The following is a 21646-nucleotide window of genomic DNA, read 5'->3' as shown; positions in this document are numbered from 1 at the left end:
GCAGGTAAAAATATTAAACGATGCGGCAGGCGTCGGCTTCCCAGCGGTAACCGACGCCGTAAACGGCGCGGATAAATGACTGTTCGGCGTCGAGAGATTCCAGCTTGCGGCGCAGGTTTTTAATGTGGCTGTCGATGGTGCGGTCGGTTACTACGCGGTAGTCGTCATAAAGATGATTGAGCAATTGCTCGCGGGAGAACACTTTTCCTGGTTCATGAGAGAGCGTTTTCAGCAGACGAAATTCCGCAGGCGTCAGGTCAAGCATTTTTCCGCGCCATGAAGCCTGAAAACGACCTTCGTCGATAATCAACGGGCTTTCAGCATCCTGTTGCTGCAACTCGCGCTGCGGTTTGCAACGGCGCAAAATGGTTTTGACGCGCGCTACCACTTCCCGTGGGCTGTACGGCTTACAGATATAATCATCTGCGCCAATCTCCAGCCCGAGCAGGCGGTCGATCTCTTCGATTTTTGCTGTCACCATCACGATCGGAATGTCAGAAAAACGACGAATCTCCCGACACAACGTCAGGCCATCGGTGCCAGGGAGCATCAGATCCAACAGGATCAGATCCGGTGGTGTCTGGCGCACATATGGCAGTACCTGATCGCCGTGGCTGATAAGCGTCGGCGCATAGCTCGCAGCACGCAGATAATCAATAAGCAACTGCCCCAGCTTCGGTTCATCTTCCACGATCAAAATACGTGGCGTGTTTTCGTCGATTGGTAACTCGGTCATACTTCTCTCTGTAAATCCCGTTCCAGCGGTAACTCTACTGTAATGCTTACCCCGCCAAAAGGCGAATGAGCGGCAACAATGCGACCATTATGTGCTTCAACAATGTTAAGACAAATCGCCAGCCCCAAGCCGGAACCGCCGCTGGCACGGTTGCGGGAACCTTCGGTGCGATAAAAACGCTCAAACAATTTTTGCAGTTGATCGTCACTAACGCCCGGTGCACTGTCGGCAAAGGTCAGGCGCACCGTTTTGTCGTGCTGCTCGGCAGAGATTTTCAGGCTACCGCCGCTATCAGTGTAGCGCAGGCTGTTTTCCAGTAAGTTATTGAATAACTGCATTAAACGGTCGCGATCGCCAAATACGGTAATACTGTCTGGCAGGGAAAATTGCAGTTTCAGGCCACGGCTGGCGAATCGTTCGCGAAATGCGCCGCCCGCCACTTCCAGCAGTGGGATCAAATCTACCGGTGCTTTTTGATAGGCGAGAGCGCCTTCATCAGACATCGACAATTGATGAAGATCATCCACCAGTTTGGTCAGTGTACCGACCTCTGCCTGTAAAGAAGCCACCGTCTCCGGCGTGAATTTACGCACGCCATCCTGAATAGCTTCCAGTTCGCCGCGCAGTACCGCTAAAGGCGTGCGCAGCTCGTGGGAGATATCGGCCATAAAATCGCGGCGCATCTGCTGGTTTTTCTCCAGTGTGCTGGCGAGTTGATTGAAATCCTCTGCCAGTCTGCCCAACTCATCTTCGCTGGTGGGGGCTACGCGAGTAGTGAAATCGCCCGCTGCCAGTTTGTGTGTACCGTCCACCAGTCGTTTGACCGGAGCCAGCAAACCGCGCGCCAGTGGGAATGTCGCCAGCGCCGCTAACAAGGTAGATAAAGCGACAATCAGCCAACTGGTTTGCCTCTGTTGTCTGTCAAAATTGATATCGGTATTGCGGGTCAGTCGTTCAACAGGGGAGGCGATCACCGCACCCACTTCCGCCCCATTGACCATAATGGGCCGCCGTGTGCCGTCTGGTGGAATCGGTGCTCGCGGGCCAACCAGCACTTTGTTGTTTTGATCAACCACCCAGAATTGCGTGCGCCAGCCGTGTGGCGGCATACCGGGGCCGGGCTTATCTTCGTTGTTATCATGCTCCAGCGAACGTAGGATCTGAAATACAAAGCGATCGTTATTACGCAGGAAGCGCCAGTTCCCGTGCTGGGCGTACTGCTCACCAAGCGCATCGCCGAGCATTTGCAGCCGTTGTTCATTACCATGCTTGATGTAATCAATAAAGCCACGCTCAAAACTGATACGCACCGCCCAGTGCATACTGATCAGCAAGACAATGCAGGTGGCGAAAATCGCCAGAAACAGTTTGCCGGTAATACCGGGTCGCCAGAACTTCATTGCGCGCTCCTTTTTCGCCGCGAAATAGCGACATTTTGATGCGTATCGTTCGGCACTCTGGCAAAGATGAACGCCGGAAGGGCGATGATAAACGCCATGCTAAGCCAGGTGTACATAAAGACGGTTTGTGTGGTGCCGCTGTCGACGCTGACATGCTGTGAACCAAAAAGTCCCAGCAACAGCCCGGCGATAGTGACGCCGATACTCATCGACAATTGCATAATCATCGACAGCAGGCTGTTTCCGCTGCTCGCCAGATTGTCCGGGAGATCTTTCAGCGTCAGGGTGTTCATGGAGGAGAAACGCGTTGAGTTGACCATTCCTTGTAAAAACAGGACGAACGGTAAAACGTAGTACCAGCCCAGCAGCGCGGTGGTCATAAACAACATGGTGACCAGCGACAGACCCAGCGTGGTCGCTACCAGTACCCGACGATAACCAAAGCGATTCACCACCTGTACCACAATTCGCTTCATTCCCATGCTGCCAAGCACCATCGGGATCATCATCAGTCCGGCATGAAAAGGCGAGAAACCGAGGCCAATTTGCAGGAAAACCGGCGTCATAAAGGGCAACATGCCGCTACCGATACGTCCGGCAAAGCTCCCCGCCAGGCCCAGTGAAAAGGTACGAGTGCGGAACAGTTTCAGACTGAAAAGAGCGCGGTTGTTATTTCTGGCGTGCAGCAGATAAAGCACCAGTGCCACCACACCAACTGTGACCAGGCCAGCAATCGCCAGCGGCGATAAACCTGTACCTTTACTGCCGTCCAGCGCCAGGGTTAATACCGCCATGCCAACCGCCAGCAATAAAAAGCCGGAGAGATCAAAGCGCCGCGTCTGCATGGTGTAGTTCGGCATTAACATCAGTGTGGCGATCGCACCGATAATCCCCACCGGAATGTTGATCAAAAAGATCCAGTGCCAGGAGGCGTACTCCACCAGCAGGCCGCCGAGTGCCGGACCGAGCAGCGGCCCGACCTGACCGGGTAACGTGACAAAGGTCATCGCCGCCATATATTGCTCGCGCGGTACGATTTTCATCACCGTCAACCTGCCGACCGGCACCATCATCGCACCGCCAACGCCCTGTAACGCGCGTGCCAGCAACAGTTCGTTCAGCGTGCCGGAAAGTGCGCAAAACAGTGAACCGAGAGTAAACAGCACGATGGCGGTAAAGAAAATATTGCGCACGCCGACTTTGTCCGCCAGCCAGCCGCTGGCGGGCAGCATCACCGCCACGGTCAGCACATAAGAGACAATGACCATGTGCATATGCAACGGACTTTCCCCGAGGCTTTGCGCCATTGAGGGAAGGGCAGTGTTTACGATGGTGGTGTCCAGCGACTGCATAAAGAAGCCGAAAGCCACAATCCACAATTGCCAGCGGGTGCTGTCGGGAAGATCTGTCATTTACTCGGTTATCGTTTGTTTAGGTTTACGCGAAAAACGCAGCCGCAGACGGTCGAAAAAGAGATACACCACCGGCGTGGTATACAGCGTCAGAAGCTGGCTCATTACCAGACCGCCGACAATGGTGATCCCCAGGGGTTGCCGCAGCTCCGAGCCGTCACCGCCCGACAACACCAGCGGCAGCGCGCCAAACAGCGCCGCCAGGGTAGTCATCATAATCGGGCGAAAACGCAGCAGACAGGCCTGGAAAATAGCTTCCTGCGGCGTCAGGTTACCGTGCCGTTGGGCTTCGAGCGCAAAATCGACCATCATAATGGCGTTTTTCTTCACGATGCCGATTAATAGCATGATTCCTATCAGGGCGATTAGGCTGAACGGGGCATTAAACAGCTCCAGCGCCAGCAGCGCACCAACGCCCGCCGAGGGCAGGGTGGAGAGGATCGTCAGCGGATGTACGTAACTCTCGTAAAGGATACCCAGCACGATATACACCGTGGCGATGGCGGCGATAATCAGGATCACCTGCGAGTTCATCGTCTCCTGGAACACCTGCGCCGTGCCGGCAAAACTGCCGCGCACCGTCGAAGGCACACCAAGCTGGGTCATTGCGCGATCGATCGCCGCACTGGCGTCCGAGAGCGATTTCCCGGTCGGCAGGTTGAACGAGATGGTCGAGGCCGCCGATAATCCCTGATGATTCACCGATAGTGGGGCATTCGCCGGTTGCCATTTAGCGAAATACGACAGCGGGATCGCTTTTCCTTCGTTATTGATAACGAACATTTTTTCCAGCGCACTGATGTCCTGGGTATAGCGCGGATCCACTTCCATCACCACTTTATACTGGTTCATCGGCTGGTAAATGGTCGAGATTTGCCGCTGACCGAAGGCGTTATTTAACAGGCTGTTGGCGGCCTGCACGTCGATTCCCAGCCGTGCCATGGTGTCGCGGTCGTAAACCAGATTCATTTCCGCGCCGTTATCCTGCTGGTCGGAGTTCACGTCCGCCAGTTCCGGCAACGTCGCCAGTTTTTTGCGAATTTTCGGCTCCCATTCGCGCAGTGCCGCCAGGTCGTCGGACAGTAACGTGTACTGATAGCTGGCGTTCGACTGACGTCCGCCAACGCGAATATCCTGTACCGCCATCAGGAACAGATTCGCCCCCGGCTCTTTCGCCAGCTTTACCCGCAGACGGTCGATAATTTGCTGGGCCGTTTCGCTCCGCTCGCCGCGTGGTTTAAGCGTGATAAACATCATTCCACTGTTCACCCGTGAACCGCCAGTAAAGCCGGTGACATTATCCACCGCCGGATCGTCACGGATAATTTTCATGAAGTCCTGCAACTTGCCGCGCATCGCCTGAAACGAAATACTCTGGTCAGCCTGTATCCCGCCCATCAGTACGCCTGTGTCCTGCTCCGGGAAGAAGGTTTTCGGGATCGAGATATACAGCCAGATATTCAGCGCAATGGTGCCAAGCAGCACCACGCCCACCAGACGGGTATGATTGAGCACCCATTTCAGCGACTTGCCATAGCCTTGTTGCAGGGCTACCAACATGCGACCAAAACCACGCAGTCGCTTTTGCTCGCGCGGCTTGCTGGCTTTCAGCATCCAGCCGCACATCATCGGCGTTAACGTCAGGGAAACCAGCAACGAAATACCAATGGCGACAGAAAGCGTCACGGCAAACTCGCGTAACAGGCGACCCGGCAATCCGCCCATCAACAGCAGCGGCAGGAACACCGCCACCAGTGACAGACTCATCGACAGCACCGTAAAGCCGACTTCGCGAGTACCTTGTAGCGCGGCCTGTAGCGGTTTCATCCCCGCTTCCAGATGACGGGCAATGTTTTCCAGCACCACGATGGCGTCATCCACCACGAAACCAGTAGCGATGGTGAGTGCCATTAACGAAAGGTTATTGAGACTGAATCCGCACAGGTACATCGCCGCAAACGTACCAATCAGCGAAACCGGCACCGCAACGGCGGGAATAATAGTGGCGCGACCCGAGCGCAGGAATAAAAACACCACCAGAATCACCAGCGCCACCGAGATAATCAGCGTCTGCTCAACCTCTTCCAGCGACGCGCGGATAGTAGGGGAGCGATCCTGGGCAATTTGCAGATCAATTGCTGCCGGGATGGTGGATTGTAATTCCGGCAGACGGGCGCGGATGCTGTCTACCGTCTGGATAATATTGGCTTCCGGCAGCTTGCGGATCATCAGCAAAATAGCCGGTTTGGCGTTGGTCATCCCGGCGTTGCGCACATCCTGTACTGAGTCGGTCACCGTCGCCACATCGCCCAGACGAACCGCTCCGCCGTTGTTGTAATGAATAATTAGCGGCTGATATTCAGCGGCAGTTTTCAGTTCGTCATTGGTCTGGATCTGCCAGCGGTGGGTGCCATCTTCCAGTGCGCCCTGCGGTTTACGCACGTTGGCATTGCTGATGGCAGTGCGTACGTCGTCCAGCGAGACGCCCTGATTAAACAGCGCCTGCGGATTCAGCCCGACGCGTACGGCGGGCAGTGAGCTGCCGCCGACATCGACATCACCGACACCGTCGATTTGCGAAATTGTCGGAGCCAGCTGTGTCGAGGCGAAATCGTACAGTTCACCCTGCGAATAAGTATCGGATGTCAGCGTGAGGATCATAATTGGCGCATCCGATGGGTTCGCTTTGCGATAGGTCGGACGGCTGGGCATCCCGCTGGGTAGCAGACTTTGCGCGGCGTTGATCGCCGCCTGCACATCGCGCGCTGCGCCGTTGATATCCCGGTCAAAATCAAACTGCAAAATAATGCGCGTGCTGCCGAGCGAACTGCTGGAGGTCATTTCGCTGACTCCGGCAATGCGCCCAAGTGAGCGCTCCAGCGGCGTGGCAACGGAAGACGCCATTGTTTCTGGTGACGCACCGGGCAGCGAGGCGCTGACCATGATCACCGGAAAATCGACCTGCGGCAGCGAGGCGACTGGCAGCATACGGAAACCCAGTATGCCGCACAGGGTAATGGCGACCGACAGTAAAATCGTCGCCACCGGGCGGTAAATGAAGAGGGCAAAAAACTTCACTTACGCCTCCTCTTCATGACGGGCAAAGCGGCTTTTGGTCCACAATGCCAGGCGGTCGAATAGCAAATAAATCACCGGCGTGGTAAACAGCGTCAGCACCTGGCTGACTATCAGACCGCCGACCATGCCGATACCTAACGGACGACGTAGTTCCGCGCCGACCCCGGTACTCAACATCAGCGGCAGCGCGCCAAGCAGAGCCGCCAGAGTGGTCATCAGGATCGGACGAAAACGCAACAGACAAGCCTGGTAAATAGCTTCGCGCGGCGACATGCCTTGCTCGCGCTCAGCAGCCAGCGCGAAGTCGATCATCATGATGGCGTTTTTCTTCACAATACCGATCAGCAAAATAATGCCGATGATGGCGATCACATCCAGCTCACTTCCGGCAATCATTAGCGCCAGCAGTGCGCCAACACCTGCCGTTGGCAACGTCGAGAGAATGGTGATCGGGTGAATAAAACTTTCATACAGAATACCGAGCACGATATACATCGCCACCACCGCCGCGACAATCAGCCAGACAGTGCTGCCCAATGCCGACTGGAAGGCGAGGGTGCTACCCTGGAACTGCGTGGTGATATCCACCGGCAGATTCAGCGTTTTTTCGGTGTCCATAATCGCCTGCACCGCATCGCCCAGCGAATAGTTATCCGGCACGTTAAAGGAGATAGTCGTTACCGGGAACTGATTCAGATGGTTGATGGAGAGCGGCGCAAAACGCTGCTCAATTTTGGCAATTGAGCTTAGCGGCACCACGCCACCGTCGCTGCTGGTCAGGCGGATAGTATCCAGCGCCGCGAGGCCTGGGGTATTTTCAGTGTTGTGTTCCAGCACCACGCGATACTGGTTAGCCTGAGTATAAATAGTGGAAATCAGTCGCTGACCAAACGCGTTGTACAGGGCGTTATCGACGTCCGCCATGCTGATCCCCAGACGGCTGGCGCTGTCGCGATCAACATTGACATACGCCACCAGCCCTTTGTCCTGCCAGTCACTGGAGACATCAGAAAGCTGTGGCAACTGCTGGAGTTTTTCCACGAGTTGCGGCACCCAGGTGCTGAGCGCATCCAGCGATGTGGCCTGCAAGGTAAACTGGTACTGGGTGCGGCTGACCTGAGTATCGATAGTCAGATCCTGCGTTGGTTGCAGGAAGAGATCGACGCCCGGCACTTTATCGACCGCCGTTTGCAGACGGGCGATGACTTTTTGCACCCGGTCATCACGTTCATCCAACGGTTTGAGGTTGATTTGTAAACGCGCACTGTTCAGCGACGGGTTAGTGCCATCAACGCCAACAAACGAGGTCATACTTTGCACTGCCGGATCCTGCAAAATCACATCCGCGACCTGGCGTTGCCGCTGGGCCATATTGGTAAAGGAGCTGGATTGCGGTGCCTGCAAAGTGCCCTGAATAATGCCGTTGTCCTGTACCGGGAAGAAACCTTTCGGAATGAACACCCACAACAGCACGCTAAGCAGCAGCGTGCTGAGCGCCACGCTTAAGGTCAGCCACGGATGATTCAGCACTTTCGCCAGTCCACGACCATAGGCGGCGATTATCCTGTCGAACATTTTCTCCGAGGCTCGGGAGAAGCGATTCTGTTTACGCAGCGACTCCTGGCTGAGCATCCGCGCGCACATCATCGGCGTCAGAGTCAGCGACACCACGGCGGAGATCAAAATTGCTACCGCCAGGGTAATGGCAAACTCGCGGAACAGTCGCCCGACGATATCGCCCATAAACAGTAGCGGGATCAGCACTGCAATCAGCGAGAAGGTCAGCGAGATAATGGTAAAACCGATTTCACCCGCGCCCTTGAGCGCCGCCGCCAGCGGTTTTTCGCCTTTTTCGATATAGCGCGAAATGTTCTCGATCACCACGATGGCGTCATCGACCACGAATCCGGTGGCGATAGTTAATGCCATCAGCGTCAGGTTATTGATCGAAAAATCGAGAAACACCATGACTGCGAAGGTGCCGATTAACGACAGCGGCACTGCGACGCCAGGAATAATGGTCGCCGGAATATTGCGCAAAAACAGGTAGATAATCATGACTACCAGCGCGATAGCCATCATTAATTCAAACTGAGTATCATCGACGGATGCGCGAATATTGGTGGTACGGTCAGAAAGTACTGTCACCTTCACCGATTTCGGCAAACTCTCGGTGAGTTGTGGCAGCATCTGCCGGATGCTGTCGGCGGTGGAGATAATGTTAGCACCGGGCTGGCGCTGAACATTCATCACAATGGCCTGTTCTTTGTTCGCCCACGCGCCGAGCCAGCTGTTTTCTGCTCCTTGCTCTACGGTTGCGACATCGCCCAGACGAATCGGCGCGCCGTTCTGGTAGGCGATGATTAGCTGGCGATACTCTTCGGCGGATTGCATCTGGTCGTTCGCGGAAAGCGTGACCGCGCGGGAAGGGCCGTCGAGGCTACCTTTCGCTGAGTTAACGTTCGCGCCGGTAATGGCGGTGCGCACGGTTTCGCTGGTCAGGCCGAGGGCGGCAATCGCCTGAGCGTTAAGTTTGACACGAACAGCCGGACGCTGACCGCCGGAAAGCGTCACCAGGCCGACGCCGGAAATCTGCGAGATTTTCTGCGCGACGCGGGTTTCCACCATATCTTCCACCTGGGTCATCGGCATGGCGGTTGAGGTGACGGCGAGCGTCATGATCGGCGGATCTGCCGGATTCACTTTGCTGTAAACCGGCGGGTTAGGCAGATCGCTCGGCAACAAGTTGGTCGCAGCGTTAATCGCGGCCTGCACTTCCTGCTCGGCGACATCGAGCGGTAATGTTAGCTGGAACTGTAAAGTGATAACTGACGCACCGCCGGAACTTTGCGACGACATCTGTTTCAGGCCAGACATCTGCCCGAACTGGCGTTCGAGCGGCGCGGTAACGGCAGAGGTCATGACATCCGGGCTCGCACCTGGATAAAGCGTGACCACCTGAATGGTCGGATAGTCCACTTCCGGCAGCGCCGAAACGGGCAGGGCTCGATAACCGATAATCCCGGCGAGTAAGATCGCCACCATCAGCAGCGTGGTGGCGACAGGACGCATAATAAACAGGCGCGACGGGCCGCCTGTGCTGCTCGGGGGTAACACCTGCATCAGGAGCGTGCTCCTTTTTTCGCGTATTCGCGGCTGGTGGCTTTCTCTTCCGAAGTGGTGGCGCTCTGGGCTTCCACCACTTCCACTTTCGCCCCTTCGGTCAGGCGATCAATGCCATCCGTCACCACGCGATCGCCCGCAGAAATACCTGCGCGGATCACCACTTTCTGACTGTCCTGAATGCCCGGCGTCACCAGATGTTTGCTGACCTTGTTTTCGCTATTCAGCACCCAGACAAAATGGCCTTCATTGCCCATTTGCAGGGCGGCGGTGGGGATCACCACGGCGTTTTGTTCGGTGTCGACTAACATACGCGCGTTAACAAACTGATTGGGAAACAGCGCATCATCCTGATTATTAAAGCGTGCTTTCACTTTAATCGTACCGGTAGTGGCATCGATTTGGTTATCGAGACTTAACAGCGTGCCTTCACTTAATTTCTTCGAGTTGGTGCGATCCCAGGCTTCAACAACCAGCGGTTTTCCGGTTTTTTGCGCCTGTACTACGGTAGCGATATCGCTTTCCGGCAGGGTAAAGAGCAAATCGATAGGATGCGTCTGGGTGATCACCACAATCCCGGTGGTATCACCACTGGAGATTTGGTTACCAACATCAACCTGCTTGAGACCAACGCGACCATCAACTGGTGCGGTGATACGGCTCCAGTCGAGTTGCAATTGCGCGCTGGCGACGCTTGCTTCATCAGCCTTAATGGTACCTTCGGTTTCACTGACCAGCGCTTGTTGGGCATCCAGTTCCTGACGAGATACGAGATTGGTTTTTACCAGTTGTTGATAACGCGCCAGGTCACGGCGGGCGTTGGCAAGCGTGGCTTTATCTTTTGCCAGTTGGCCCTGGGCTTGTGCTAATGCAACTTTGAACTGGCTGGGGTCAATTTCTGCCAGTAAATCGCCAGCTTTGACCTGCTGGCCTTCCTGGAAATGCAACGCCATCAGTTGACCGTCCACGCGGCTGCGCACCGTAACAGTATTAGCGGCGGTAATGGTGCCAAGCCCGGTGAGATAACGTGGCACAGCTTGTTCTACGGCGGTCGCTGCCTGAACCGGGGCTAATGGACCGGCACGCATACCACGGCGACCACCCGCTGGCGATTGCTGCGCTTGTTTCGTCGCCCCTGAGGCTGCACTCCGGGAGTCATTGCGGCCTTGCCAGAACCAGAATGCGGCGATGGCGGCGATAACCACCACGATTACGATTACCCAACGGGATTTATAACTGCCTTTCATCGTTAAGAGTTTCTCTTCCTGAAACGTTTCGCGGAATGATACTAGTGTAGCCAGCCAATAAGGGAGAAAAATGGAGGAATTATGAAACACTGTCGGGAATCGTCTGAATGGCAGGCACTTTTGCGAGCACGCATCCAGTAATAACACAGGAAACTATTTTATCTACGCGTTAGCGATAGACTGCATTCAGGGCGAAAGGAGGTAAGCCGATGATTTCAGCGGGACGCTGAAACGGGAAAGCCCCTCCCGAGGAAGGGGCCTTAAATAAGGAAAGGGTCATGATGAAGCTACTCATCATCGTGGTGCTCTTAGTGATTAGCTACCCAGCATACTAAGACTACCAGGGCGGGGGAAACCCCGCTCTACCCTCACTCCTGAAAGTATGCCTTCACGGTCCGATTGTCAATCCGCAGGCTTTGCAGTCTGCGATCCTGCCAGCAAATATTCTTTGCGAGACGTCACGCAATAATCACATGTGAAACTATTTTATCCGCAAGTCAGCGATAGACTGCATTCAGGGCGAAAGGAGGTAAGCCGATGATTTCAGCGGGACGCTGAAACGGGAAAGCCCCTCCCGAGGAAGGGGCCTTAAATAAGGAAAGGGTCATGATGAAGTGGATCATCATCGTGGTGCTCTTAGTCATAAGCTTCCCGGCTTACTAAGACTACCAGGGCGGGGGAAACCCCGCTCTACCCTCACTCCTGAAAGTATGCCTTCACAATCAGATTGTCAATCCGCAGGCTTTGTAGTCTGCGATCCTGCCAGCAAATATTCTTTGCGAGTCGTTACGCAATAATCACAGGGGAAACTATTTTGTTCACGCGTTAGCGATAGACTGTATTCAGGGCAAAAGGAGGTAGGCCGACGATTTCAGCGGGACGCTGAAACGGGAAAGCCCCTCCCGAGGAAGGGGCCTTAAATAAGGAAAGGGTCATGATGAAGATACTCATCATCGTGGTGCTCTTAGTCATAAGCTTCCCCGCTTACTAAGACTACCAGGGCGGGGGAAACCCCGCTCTACCCTCACTCCTGAAAGTATGCCTTCACAATCAGATTGTCAATCCGCAGGCTTTGTAGTCTGCGATCCTGCCAGCAAATATTCTTTGCGAGACGTTACGCAATAATCACAGAGGAAACTATTTTGTTCACGCGTTAGCGATAGACTGCATTCAGGGCGAAAGGAGGTAAGCCGACGATTTCAGCGGGACGCTGAAACGGGAAACCCTCTCCCGGAGAAGAGGACTTTTAATAAGGAAAGGGTTATGATGAAGCACGTCATCATACTGGTGATACTCTTAGTGATTAGCTTCCAGGCTTACTAAGAACACCAGGGGGAGGGGGAAACCTCTCCCTAACCCTCACTCCTGAAATTATGTCACTCCGCCCTTAGTGTCAATCGACGGCTCTCCGTTCTTGCGAGGCGAATAGCAAAATTTTCTGCGCCGCCGGGCCTAATTCTGAAAGTTTCTTCGTTTGCTCTTATTTCATTATTGCAATCGGTATGATACCGGACCTCAATAATTCTCTAAGAAAGGATTTCTTATGAGCGAACAAATCACGTTTGCCACCAGCGATTTTGCCAGTAACCCGGAACCACGTTGCCCCTGCATTTTGCTGCTGGATGTTTCTGGTTCTATGAACGGTAGACCCATTAATGAACTTAACGCCGGATTGGTTACCTTTCGCGATGAGCTGCTTGCCGATTCGCTGGCCTTAAAAAGAGTGGAACTCGGTATTGTGACGTTCGGCCCGGTGCATGTGGAACAACCCTTTACCAGCGCCGCTAATTTTTTCCCGCCCATCCTGTTTGCCCAGGGCGATACACCAATGGGCGCTGCCATTACCAAAGCCCTGAATATGGTTGAGGAGCGCAAACGTGAGTATCGTGCCAATGGTATTTCGTATTATCGCCCGTGGATTTTCCTGATCACTGATGGCGCTCCAACCGATGAGTGGCAGGCTGCCGCCAACAAAGTGTTTCAGGGGGAAGAAGATAAGAAGTTTGCCTTCTTTTCCATCGGTGTTCAGGGGGCGGATATGAAGACTTTGGCACAAATCAGCGTTCGTCAGCCTTTGCCACTGCAGGGATTACAATTCCGTGAACTGTTTAGCTGGTTATCCAGTTCGCTGCGTTCGGTTTCCCGCTCCACGCCGGGAACGGAAGTTGTGCTGGAAGCGCCAAAAGGCTGGACGTCAGTGTGAGCTGGCGTCTGGTCTATGCATCAACCGTTGGAACGTCGCACATCAGCGCGGACTTGCCTTGCCAGGATGCCTGCCAGATGCAGGTTGCCTGGCTAGAAGACCAGCAGCCATTATTGACGGTATTTGTCGCTGATGGCGCAGGCAGCGTTTCGCAGGGTGGCGAAGGTGCGACGCTTGCCGTCAATGAAGCGATGGCTTATATGATGCAAAAAGTGCAGGGCGGGGAATTGGGGCTTAATGATGTCCTCGCAACGGATATTGTGCTGACCGTTCGTCAGCGACTTTTTGCCGAGGCGGAAGCCAAAGAATTAGCGGTTCGCGATTTTGCCTGCACATTTCTGGGACTGATTTCATCGCCTGACGGCACCTTGATTATGCAGATTGGCGATGGCGGCGTGGTGGTAGATTTGGGTCACGGTCTGCAATTGCCTCTCACGCCGATGGTGGGTGAATATGCCAACATGACGCATTTCATTACCGATGAAGATGCCGTTTCCAGACTGGAAACTTTCACCAGCACTGAGCGTGCGCATAGAGTTGCAGCATTTACGGATGGTATTCAGAGACTGGCGTTAAATATGCTGGATAATTCTCCGCATGTGCCTTTCTTTACCCCGTTTTTCAATGGACTGGCGTCAGCAACGCAGGAACAACTCGATTTATTACCTGAATTGTTAAAGCAGTTTTTGTCCAGCCCGGCGGTAAACGAGCGTACGGATGATGATAAAACGTTGGCACTGGCTATGTGGTTACCATGAAACCCACTTTATATACTGCTACTGGTGAGTGCGTTACGCCAGGCCGTGAACTGGGCAAAGGCGGTGAAGGTGCGGTTTATGATATCGAGGAGTTTGCCGATAGCGTTGCCAAGATTTATCACACGCCGCCACCCGCCTTAAAACAGGACAAACTTGCCTTTATGGCTGCGACAGCTGACGCGCAATTGTTGAATTATGTCGCCTGGCCGCAGGCAACGCTTCACGGTGGACGAGGCGGAAAGGTTATCGGTTTTATGATGCCGAAGGTTTCAGGTAAAGAACCGATTCATATGATCTATAGCCCGGCACATCGTCGCCAGAGTTACCCTCATTGTGCGTGGGATTTTCTACTCTATGTTGCGCGCAATATTGCTTCATCTTTTGCTACGATTCACGAGCACGGGCACGTCGTGGGTGACGTAAACCAGAACAGCTTTATGGTAGGTCGCGACAGCAAAGTGGTGTTGATTGATAGCGACTCCTTTCAGATTAACGCTAATGGCACGTTGCATTTATGCGAAGTTGGCGTGTCGCATTTTACGCCGCCAGAGCTACAAACCTTGTCGTCATTTGTTGGCTTTGAACGCACCGCGAATCACGATAATTTTGGCCTTGCGTTGCTGATTTTTCACGTCTTGTTTGGTGGTCGGCATCCTTATTCCGGTGTACCGCTTATCTCTGATGCGGGTAATGCGCTGGAGACGGATATTGCCCATTTCCGTTATGCCTACGCGTCAGATAATCAGCGACGTGGTTTAAAACCGCCGCCACGATCTATTCCGCTGTCGATGTTACCAGGTGATGTTGAAGCCATGTTTCAGCAGGCATTCACGGAAAGTGGCGTGGCAACCGGGCGTCCGACGGCAAAAGCGTGGGTTGCGGCACTTGATTTACTACGCCAACAGTTAAAGAAATGTACCGTTTCGGCAATGCATGTTTACCCCGGTCATTTGACTGACTGCCCGTGGTGTGCGCTGGATAATCAAGGCGTTATCTATTTTATTGATCTCGGCGAAGAGGTCATTACCACCAGCGGTGATTTTGTGCTGGCGAAAGTCTGGGCGATGGTGATGGCGTCAGTAGCACCACCAGCATTGCAACTGCCATTACCCGATCATTTCCAACCGACTGGCAGGCCGCTTCCTTTAGGCCTGTTAAGGCGTGAATACATCATTCTGATTGAGATCGCACTGTCAGCGTTATCGCTGCTGCTTTGCGGCCTTCAGGTAGAACCGCGTTATATCATTTTGGTTCCCGTGCTGGCGGCTATCTGGATTATTGGCAGCCTGACAAGCAAAGCGTACAAAGCAGAAGTCCAGCGACAAAGAGAGGCTTTTAATCGCGCAAAAATGGACTATGACCATTTAGTCAGCCAGATCCAACAGTTGGGCGGGCTGGAAGGTTTTATCGCCAAACGGACGATGCTCGAAAAAATGAAGGACGAAATTCTTGGGTTACCGGAAGAAGAAAAGCGCGATCTGGCAGCACTTCAGGACACCGCAAGGGAACGGCAGAAGCAGAAGTTTCTGGAGGGATTTTTTATTGATGTTGCCTCTATTCCCGGCGTTGGCCCTGCGCGTAAAGCGGCGTTACGGTCCTTTGGTATTGAAACCGCCGCAGATGTTACCCGACGGAGCGTTAAGCAAGTAAAAGGTTTTGGTGATCATCTGACCCAGGCGGTTATCGACTGGAAAGCGAGTTGCGAACGCCGTTTTGTTTTCAGGCCGAATGAAGCGGTAACGCCAGCAGACAGACAAGCGGTAATGGCGAAAATGACCGCCAAACGACATCGGCTGGAATCGGCGTTGACTGTCGGTGCGACAGAGTTGCAGCGATTCCGCCTTCATGCTCCAGCACGGACCATGCCGTTGATGGAGCAGCTACGTCAGGCGGCAGAAAAACTGGCTCAGGCGAAGGCTGATTTAAGCCGCTACTGAGCCATTTTTCAATTAACGAAACACCACTTCCGCCCAGCGTGCCAGCCCGGCGGTGACGGAGCCAAAGTCATCGCCGCCTGCAATCGGAATGCCCGGCAACTGTTCTGCCAGCGCTTTTTTAATCAGCGGCGATCGGGCGCTACCACCAGTCAGATAGATGACATCCGGTTTTTCCTGGGCGTTATCCAGCGCCAGTTGCACCTGTTCCAGAATCCGCGCCAGTGGCTGGTTGAGGGCGCTTTCCAGCCCTTGCTGGCTAATCAGCGTAGCCAGTTCATCGCTGATAAACGGCAGTGAGGCGCGGGTTTCCGCTACGCTTGAAAGCGCAATTTTGCTCTCTTCTGCGCTACGTACCAGGCGATAGCTTAAACGCTGACGCCAGACTTTCTGTAACAGGGCCACTTTTTCCGGTTCGCGGGCATCGCGTACCAGATCGTTAAGCAGACGACCGTTGGCACTACTGTAGAAATCACTTTGCGCAGGGACGTCGTTGATGGCAACCGCATTCCACCACGGCAGAATCGGCAGGGCGATGCCTTTTTCGGTTTCGCCACCCATGCCCAGTAACGGCATCAGGTTTTTAAACGCCAGTGCGATATCCAGATCGTTACCGCCAATACGGCAACCACTGTGACCCAGCAGGCTGGCTTCACGATCGAGACGCGAACGCCACTGCGGCCCCATCAGCAGCAATGAACAGTCAGTCGTACCACCACCAATATCCACCACCAGCACCCGTTTTTCTTCCTGCAAGGTGGCTTCGTAATCCAGCCCAGCCGCCACCGGCTCGTACTGGAATACCACGTCCTTAAACCCGGCACGCTTCGCTGCGCGCTCCAGAATCCCTTGTGCCTGGGCGTTTGCTTCATCGCCGCCCAGCCCCTGGAAGTTGATCGGGCGACCAATCACCGCCTGGGTAATCGCTTCTGGCAATTGCGCCTGCGCCTGCTGGCGAATGTGCAGCATCATTGCGCAGACCAGATCCTCAAACAGCGCTACCTGCTGCGGTTTTAAGCCGCTGGCACCGAGGAACGATTTTGGTGATTTCACAAACCACACCTCTTCTGGATCATCAATGTACTGTGCCAGTGAGGAAAGACCGAACTGCACGCTTTTCGCCGTAACATCGATATCTTCTTCGCGGTTATAACGAATCGCCCGACGCAGCAGCGCCTGCGTTTCATCGTCGTCTGCCGGAACGTCATGATGGCGGTACAGCCATTCGCTTACCGCTTCACGCGTTGGCGCGCAAAGCATTGAAGGCAGCAGCGTGCTGTCGTTTTCCATTTTTAGCAAATGCGGTTTACCGTCGCGCATGACCGCCACTGAACAGTTTGCTGTACCGTAATCAAAACCAATAAACACGAAATAATCCCCATGCCGGTGAAGAAGGGGCGTGACTTTAGCGAAATGTTGCCGTCGCGACAACCGGAATATGAAAGCAAAGCGCAGCGTCTGAATAACGTTTATGCTGAAAGCGGATTAACAAGGAGATGCGATGTATACCCTGAACTGGCAGCCGCCGTATGACTGGTCGTGGATGTTGGGATTTCTCGCCGCCCGTGCGGTGAACGGTGTGGAAACGGTCGCTGACGATTATTATGCCCGTAGTCTGGCGATGGGCGAATATCGCGGCGTGGTGACTGCTATTCCGGATATAGCCCGCCATACTCTGCACATAAATTTAAGTGCAGGTTTAGAACCTGTTGCCGCAGAGTGTCTGGCGAAAATGAGCCGCCTGTTTGATCTGCAATGTAACCCGCAGATTGTTAACGGTGCGTTGGGCAAGTTAGGCGCGGCGCGGCCCGGATTGCGTTTACCCGGCAGTGTTGATGCTTTTGAGCAGGGCGTGCGGGCGATTTTAGGCCAACTGGTGAGCGTGGCGATGGCGGCAAAATTGACCGCCAGAGTGGCACAGCTTTATGGCGAACGGTTGGATGATTTTCCGGATTATGTCTGCTTCCCCACGCCTCAGCGGCTGGCTGCAGCCGACCCGCAGGCATTAAAAGCGTTAGGTATGCCGTTGAAACGGGCAGAGGCACTGATTCATCTGGCAAATGCGGCGCTGGAGGGCACCTTACCAATGACAATACCGAGCGACGTAGAACAAGCGATGAAAACGCTGCAAACTTTTCCGGGTATCGGGCGCTGGACGGCGAATTATTTCGCCTTACGTGGCTGGCAGGCGAAAGATGTTTTCCTGCCGGATGATTATCTGATTAAACAGCGATTTCCGGGAATGACACCGGCACAAATCCGCCGTTATGCCGAACGCTGGAAGCCCTGGCGTTCTTATGCGCTGTTGCATATCTGGTATACGGAAGGCTGGCAACCAGACGGAACGGACGAATTGTAGGCCTGATACGCCGCATCAGTCGATGGGGAAGCACGCCTTAGTTAATCGCGAAATAACTGCTATTCACCAGCAAATCCAGCGGTTGGGCATCGGCAATCACATCACCATAAATCAGATCGACGCCGATGCCCGAAAGCGTATCCATCACTAAGGGTAAAACGACTGGCCCGGCGATGGTTTTCATCCCGAGTCGCTGAGCATGCCCCTGAATAATCGTAATCAGCATCTCATCCATCAAATTACCCTGCACGCTGGCGCATAACTCACCATCAAGTAGCAGGTAATCTGCCATATTTGCTTTCAGCGAGTTGAAGATTTGCAGATCGCGGCCCACCTGACTGAATACGATCCGACATCCCGCCAGCCGCAGTTTTTGCACGCTTGCTGCGTGATCTAAAATCGCGTCTGCCGGAATAATCAGATGTAATAACCGTGGTGGTAGAGGGCTATTTTCCAGCTGCTCAATTAGTTCATTCACCAGCGTGGCGCTACTCAAACCGGCAACGGAAAGGGGGAGGGCGATGCTTAAGCCTTTACTGGCAATCGCTTTTGCGGCCTGCTGGAAAAAATCGTGGAATACCCGTCGGTCAAGAGCATGGCTAAGTGCCGGATCGCTGAAGCTACGACGAAATGTTTGTTCATCAATAATCTCGCCTTCGCAACTCCAGAGCTTAAGTGAAATCAGCCACAAATTACGCGCTTGCGGGATCCGCGGCGAAGCGACACCGTGGGCGATCATCATCAACTGATTCTCTTTAATCATCCGCCTCTGTTCATCAAGCGATATCGCCGCCCGTTCGCTATGTGCGGCAGCTTGCTGCGGTTCGTAAACCGTCACCCGGCCCCGGCCACCATTTTTGGAGGCATAACAGGCGATATCAGCCTGCGACATCACTTCAGCCGCCTGATGATTGTTGTCATCAATCAAGGTAATCCCGGCACTGGCACCTACCCGATGTACTCGTCCTTCCCAGATAAAGTGATAGTCATTCACGGCGCTGATAATGCGTGTAGCGATAAAACGCGCACTTTCGACATTACAATCTGGCAGCAGCAGACCAAATTCATCGCCACCGAGTCGCGCCAGCACGTCGCTGGAGCGCAGCATACTCAGCATCAATGACGCCAGTTCGCGCAGTAAAGCGTCGCCAGCGGCGTGCCCGGCGCTGTCATTCACCGCTTTAAAGCGATCAAGATCGATAAACACCAGTGCATGTCGCTGATGTGTACTGTTTACCGTTTGCAGCAGGATACGCAGTTGCTTCTCAAAACTGGCGCGATTGGCGAGATGCGTCAGTGCATCATGGGAGGCGCTGTAGCTCAGCTGGCGCAGCATTTTGCGCGATTCGGTGACGTCCTGAATCACCAGAACCGAGCCTATATTGCTGCCGTCCAGAGTACTTAACGGCGTAATACTGTAATGCACGTCGTAGCTGCCGCCGCTTCGGCAGTGCAACACCACATCTTGTTCAATCGCGGAACGTGAGGTGTCGGCACTGTAAATGTTCTCCATTAATGGTCCGTTGTCGCCAAAAGTAATATGCAACACCGTCAGGAGTGGAACACCTAACGCTTCTTCCTGCGTCCAGCCGCTCATCTTCTCCGCCACCGGATTCATAAAGGTAATTTTCATCGCCATATCAATACAGACCACGGCTTCACCGATGGAATCCAGCGTAATGTGCAGGCGCTCTTTTTCCTGAAACAATGCCTCGTTAAGCTGTTTAACCTCGGTCATATCCATATTAATGCCGAGCAGACGTTCGACTTCGCCTTCTTTATTCAGTACCCGGTTGGCGAGGGCGCGGATATGGCGGATGCCATCTTTCACGGCAATGCGAAATTCCAGCTTAAAGGGCGAGCGTGATTGCAATGAATCGCGAATCACTTTTTCGGCGTGCTGGCGATCTTCCGGCAGCACGCACTCGTACCACACCTGCCAGTTCGGTTTGATATGCGGAGGAATTTCATACAGCTCGAACATCCGCTTATCCCAGCTAAAAATATTCGGCTTTAGCTCCCACTCCCAGATGCCAATCCCGCCCGCTTCGTTAGCCAGCGTGATGCGCTCCATCAGTTGCTTGTTCACCTGTTCGGTGCGTTTTAGCTCGTTAATGTCTTCAATCTGAGCGATAAAATAGAGCGGCGTGCCATCCGTGTGGCGCACCAGTGAGACGGCAAGCAACGCCCAGACAACATCGCCATTGCGGTTGTAGTAGCGTTTTTCCATTGAATAGGTGTTTATTTCACCGCTGATCAGCTTTTCAACCTGTTGCAGATCTTTATTGAGATCCTCCGGCCAGGTCAGTTGCTGAAAGGTGAGTCCGCGCAGTTCTTCCTGACTGTAACCGAGAAACTGGCAGAGCGCTTTGTTGGATTGCAGCCATTGTCCCTCGGTGCCCACTAATGCCATGCCGATGGCGGAATATTCCATGGCATTACGAAAACGGGTTTCGCTTTCGGAAATGTGTTTGCGTTCCGCACGAAAGGCATACATCACCATGGTCATGATGTTGGCGGGCAGCAGGATCAGCAAAAACGGTAGCCACGGCATATGGCTCATCAGGTATGTACGCGGCGTAGCAAGCAGGGAGGGATCCGCGGCCATCATCAGTGACACCATCATCACCGTGGTAAGGAAGATCAAAAAGGCTTCCATTCGTGGCAGGCGCACGGCGCTCCACATCAACAGCACAATAATGAAAGTAAAAGGCCACGGCAGATACAGCATCGAAAGCCAGCTTAACGTCAGTGTGATGGCTAACGTGAGCAGCGACTCAAAAAGCAACCGTGGGTTGCGATGGCGCAGCAGATAGTGTGGTTTAAATAACAATCCCAGCGGCACCAGTGCCAGTGCGCCGATGGATTCTGACAGTACCCATATCAAAAATGCCCTGAGAGGATCGTCTCCGGGCGTCAGCAGGATAACCAGAACACCCCCTAACAGAGGTGGAACAATGGCGCTGCCGAGTGCCAGACGCAGCCAGTCAGCCAGATTTTGCAATGGGTTATACCACGGCAGCAATTTACGCAGTAGCACTGCCCCGACCACGGCTTCAACAATATTGATGGTCGTCCAGGTCATGTTCAGCGAGCTGGTGGAAAAAAGCAGGATGGATGCGGCGATATTTCCCAGCGAGCAGCTCAGCGCAATCCCCGGCCACATGCGCCCGGCATGGCGATAAAACGCCACCATCATGATGGACGTCGGGAACCACAGTGGGGCGAGTTGGGTGCCAAACTGCGAAAACTCAAGCGAGAAAAGGGTAAAGATAAACGAGACTAAACCTAAACTGACCAGGTGAAGCAGCGGGTGGGGCAGGGCAATTAATACATGCTGTGATTGTTTGCTCATTACCGCTTTATCCGCAAGACCAGGTCGCCAGTATTCGTTTC

The 21646-nt window shown here is 53.9% G+C and carries 16 protein-coding genes; 8 read left to right on the top strand and 8 right to left on the bottom strand.

Features of this window, described 5'->3' with window-relative positions; genetic code table 11:
• Window positions 1–13: 13 nt before the first annotated feature.
• From baeR to mdtA, 6 genes are read right to left on the bottom strand one after another with little or no spacing between them, the layout of a single operon-like run.
• A complete protein-coding gene (baeR, locus tag ACJHYW_RS14120; RefSeq protein ID WP_000137877.1) occupies window positions 14–736 on the bottom strand; it encodes a two-component system response regulator BaeR in 723 nt (240 codons plus the stop codon).
• Window positions 733–2136, bottom strand: coding sequence for a two-component system sensor histidine kinase BaeS (gene baeS / locus ACJHYW_RS14115; RefSeq protein ID WP_000675162.1), 1404 nt, complete (start codon window positions 2134–2136; stop codon window positions 733–735). The genes baeR and baeS overlap by 4 nt, the downstream gene beginning before the upstream one ends.
• Entirely contained in the window at window positions 2133–3548 is a 1416-nt protein-coding gene (locus ACJHYW_RS14110) for an MFS transporter (RefSeq protein ID WP_000130881.1), read from the bottom strand. The genes baeS and ACJHYW_RS14110 overlap by 4 nt, the downstream gene beginning before the upstream one ends.
• The gene (mdtC, locus tag ACJHYW_RS14105; protein WP_061092863.1) at window positions 3549–6626 is read right to left on the bottom strand and encodes a multidrug efflux RND transporter permease subunit MdtC; all 3078 of its coding nucleotides are present in this window, start codon (window positions 6624–6626) and stop codon (window positions 3549–3551) included.
• Window positions 6627–9749, bottom strand: a complete 3123-nt coding sequence (mdtB, locus tag ACJHYW_RS14100; protein ID WP_061092864.1) for a multidrug efflux RND transporter permease subunit MdtB — start codon at window positions 9747–9749, stop codon at window positions 6627–6629.
• A complete protein-coding gene (mdtA, locus tag ACJHYW_RS14095; RefSeq protein ID WP_000679017.1) occupies window positions 9749–10996 on the bottom strand; it encodes a multidrug efflux RND transporter subunit MdtA in 1248 nt (415 codons plus the stop codon). The genes mdtB and mdtA overlap by 1 nt, the downstream gene beginning before the upstream one ends.
• A 278-nt stretch (window positions 10997–11274) precedes the next feature.
• Between mdtA and ACJHYW_RS14090 the strand changes: the two genes are divergently transcribed.
• The 7 genes from ACJHYW_RS14090 (at window position 11275) to yegI (ending at window position 15894) form a co-directional block, all read left to right on the top strand.
• The gene (locus ACJHYW_RS14090) at window positions 11275–11331 is read left to right on the top strand and encodes a type I toxin-antitoxin system Ibs family toxin (protein WP_001386901.1); all 57 of its coding nucleotides are present in this window, start codon (window positions 11275–11277) and stop codon (window positions 11329–11331) included.
• A gap of 271 nt (window positions 11332–11602) precedes the next feature.
• Window positions 11603–11659, top strand: a complete 57-nt coding sequence (locus ACJHYW_RS14085; RefSeq protein WP_012767741.1) for a type I toxin-antitoxin system Ibs family toxin — start codon at window positions 11603–11605, stop codon at window positions 11657–11659.
• A gap of 271 nt (window positions 11660–11930) precedes the next feature.
• Window positions 11931–11987, top strand: a complete 57-nt coding sequence (locus tag ACJHYW_RS14080; protein WP_100792650.1) for a type I toxin-antitoxin system Ibs family toxin — start codon at window positions 11931–11933, stop codon at window positions 11985–11987.
• A gap of 272 nt (window positions 11988–12259) precedes the next feature.
• Window positions 12260–12319, top strand: coding sequence for a type I toxin-antitoxin system toxin IbsA (ibsA, locus tag ACJHYW_RS14075; RefSeq protein ID WP_010723109.1), 60 nt, complete (start codon window positions 12260–12262; stop codon window positions 12317–12319).
• Window positions 12320–12539: 220 nt separating this feature from the next.
• The gene (locus tag ACJHYW_RS14070; RefSeq protein ID WP_000003164.1) at window positions 12540–13199 is read left to right on the top strand and encodes a vWA domain-containing protein; all 660 of its coding nucleotides are present in this window, start codon (window positions 12540–12542) and stop codon (window positions 13197–13199) included.
• Window positions 13196–13957 carry a protein-serine/threonine phosphatase PphC gene (gene pphC, locus ACJHYW_RS14065; protein WP_000119093.1) on the top strand — a complete coding sequence of 254 codons (762 nt, stop codon included), beginning with the start codon at window positions 13196–13198 and terminating at the stop codon, window positions 13955–13957. Before ACJHYW_RS14070 ends, pphC begins: the two co-directional genes overlap by 4 nt.
• On the top strand, window positions 13954–15894 hold the full coding sequence (gene yegI / locus ACJHYW_RS14060; protein WP_061092865.1) for a protein kinase YegI: 1941 nt from the start codon (window positions 13954–13956) through the stop codon (window positions 15892–15894). Before pphC ends, yegI begins: the two co-directional genes overlap by 4 nt.
• 12 nt (window positions 15895–15906) lie before the next feature.
• Here yegI and yegD read toward each other — a convergent pair whose 3' ends face one another.
• Window positions 15907–17259, bottom strand: a complete 1353-nt coding sequence (gene yegD / locus ACJHYW_RS14055) for a molecular chaperone (RefSeq protein WP_000469680.1) — start codon at window positions 17257–17259, stop codon at window positions 15907–15909.
• Window positions 17260–17392: 133 nt separating this feature from the next.
• On the opposite strand from yegD, the gene alkA reads away from it, so the two are divergent.
• Window positions 17393–18250, top strand: coding sequence for a DNA-3-methyladenine glycosylase 2 (gene alkA, locus ACJHYW_RS14050; protein ID WP_000288344.1), 858 nt, complete (start codon window positions 17393–17395; stop codon window positions 18248–18250).
• A gap of 37 nt (window positions 18251–18287) precedes the next feature.
• Here alkA and ACJHYW_RS14045 read toward each other — a convergent pair whose 3' ends face one another.
• Window positions 18288–21605, bottom strand: coding sequence for a diguanylate cyclase (locus ACJHYW_RS14045; protein WP_000043669.1), 3318 nt, complete (start codon window positions 21603–21605; stop codon window positions 18288–18290).
• Window positions 21606–21646: the final 41 nt, after the last annotated feature.

This window comes from Escherichia sp. WS3063, assembly GCF_046486595.1.
Classification (GTDB): Bacteria; Pseudomonadota; Gammaproteobacteria; order Enterobacterales; family Enterobacteriaceae; genus Escherichia; species Escherichia coli.
The sequence above is the reverse complement of the archived record's forward strand: the minus strand, read 5'-3'. Positions and strand labels throughout refer to the sequence as shown.

What these genes read in the sequence shown, in the direction of transcription:
- baeR (WP_000137877.1), bottom strand. Translation starts at nt 736, where the DNA reads ATGACCGAGTTACCAATCGACGAAAACACGCCACGTATTTTGATCGTG.
- baeS (WP_000675162.1), bottom strand. Translation starts at nt 2,136, where the DNA reads ATGAAGTTCTGGCGACCCGGTATTACCGGCAAACTGTTTCTGGCGATT.
- ACJHYW_RS14110 (WP_000130881.1), bottom strand. Translation starts at nt 3,548, where the DNA reads ATGACAGATCTTCCCGACAGCACCCGCTGGCAATTGTGGATTGTGGCT.
- mdtB (WP_061092864.1), bottom strand. Translation starts at nt 9,749, where the DNA reads ATGCAGGTGTTACCCCCGAGCAGCACAGGCGGCCCGTCGCGCCTGTTT.
- mdtA (WP_000679017.1), bottom strand. Translation starts at nt 10,996, where the DNA reads ATGAAAGGCAGTTATAAATCCCGTTGGGTAATCGTAATCGTGGTGGTT.
- ACJHYW_RS14070 (WP_000003164.1), top strand. Translation starts at nt 12,540, where the DNA reads ATGAGCGAACAAATCACGTTTGCCACCAGCGATTTTGCCAGTAACCCG.
- yegI (WP_061092865.1), top strand. Translation starts at nt 13,954, where the DNA reads ATGAAACCCACTTTATATACTGCTACTGGTGAGTGCGTTACGCCAGGC.
- alkA (WP_000288344.1), top strand. Translation starts at nt 17,393, where the DNA reads ATGTATACCCTGAACTGGCAGCCGCCGTATGACTGGTCGTGGATGTTG.
- ACJHYW_RS14045 (WP_000043669.1), bottom strand. Translation starts at nt 21,605, where the DNA reads ATGAGCAAACAATCACAGCATGTATTAATTGCCCTGCCCCACCCGCTG.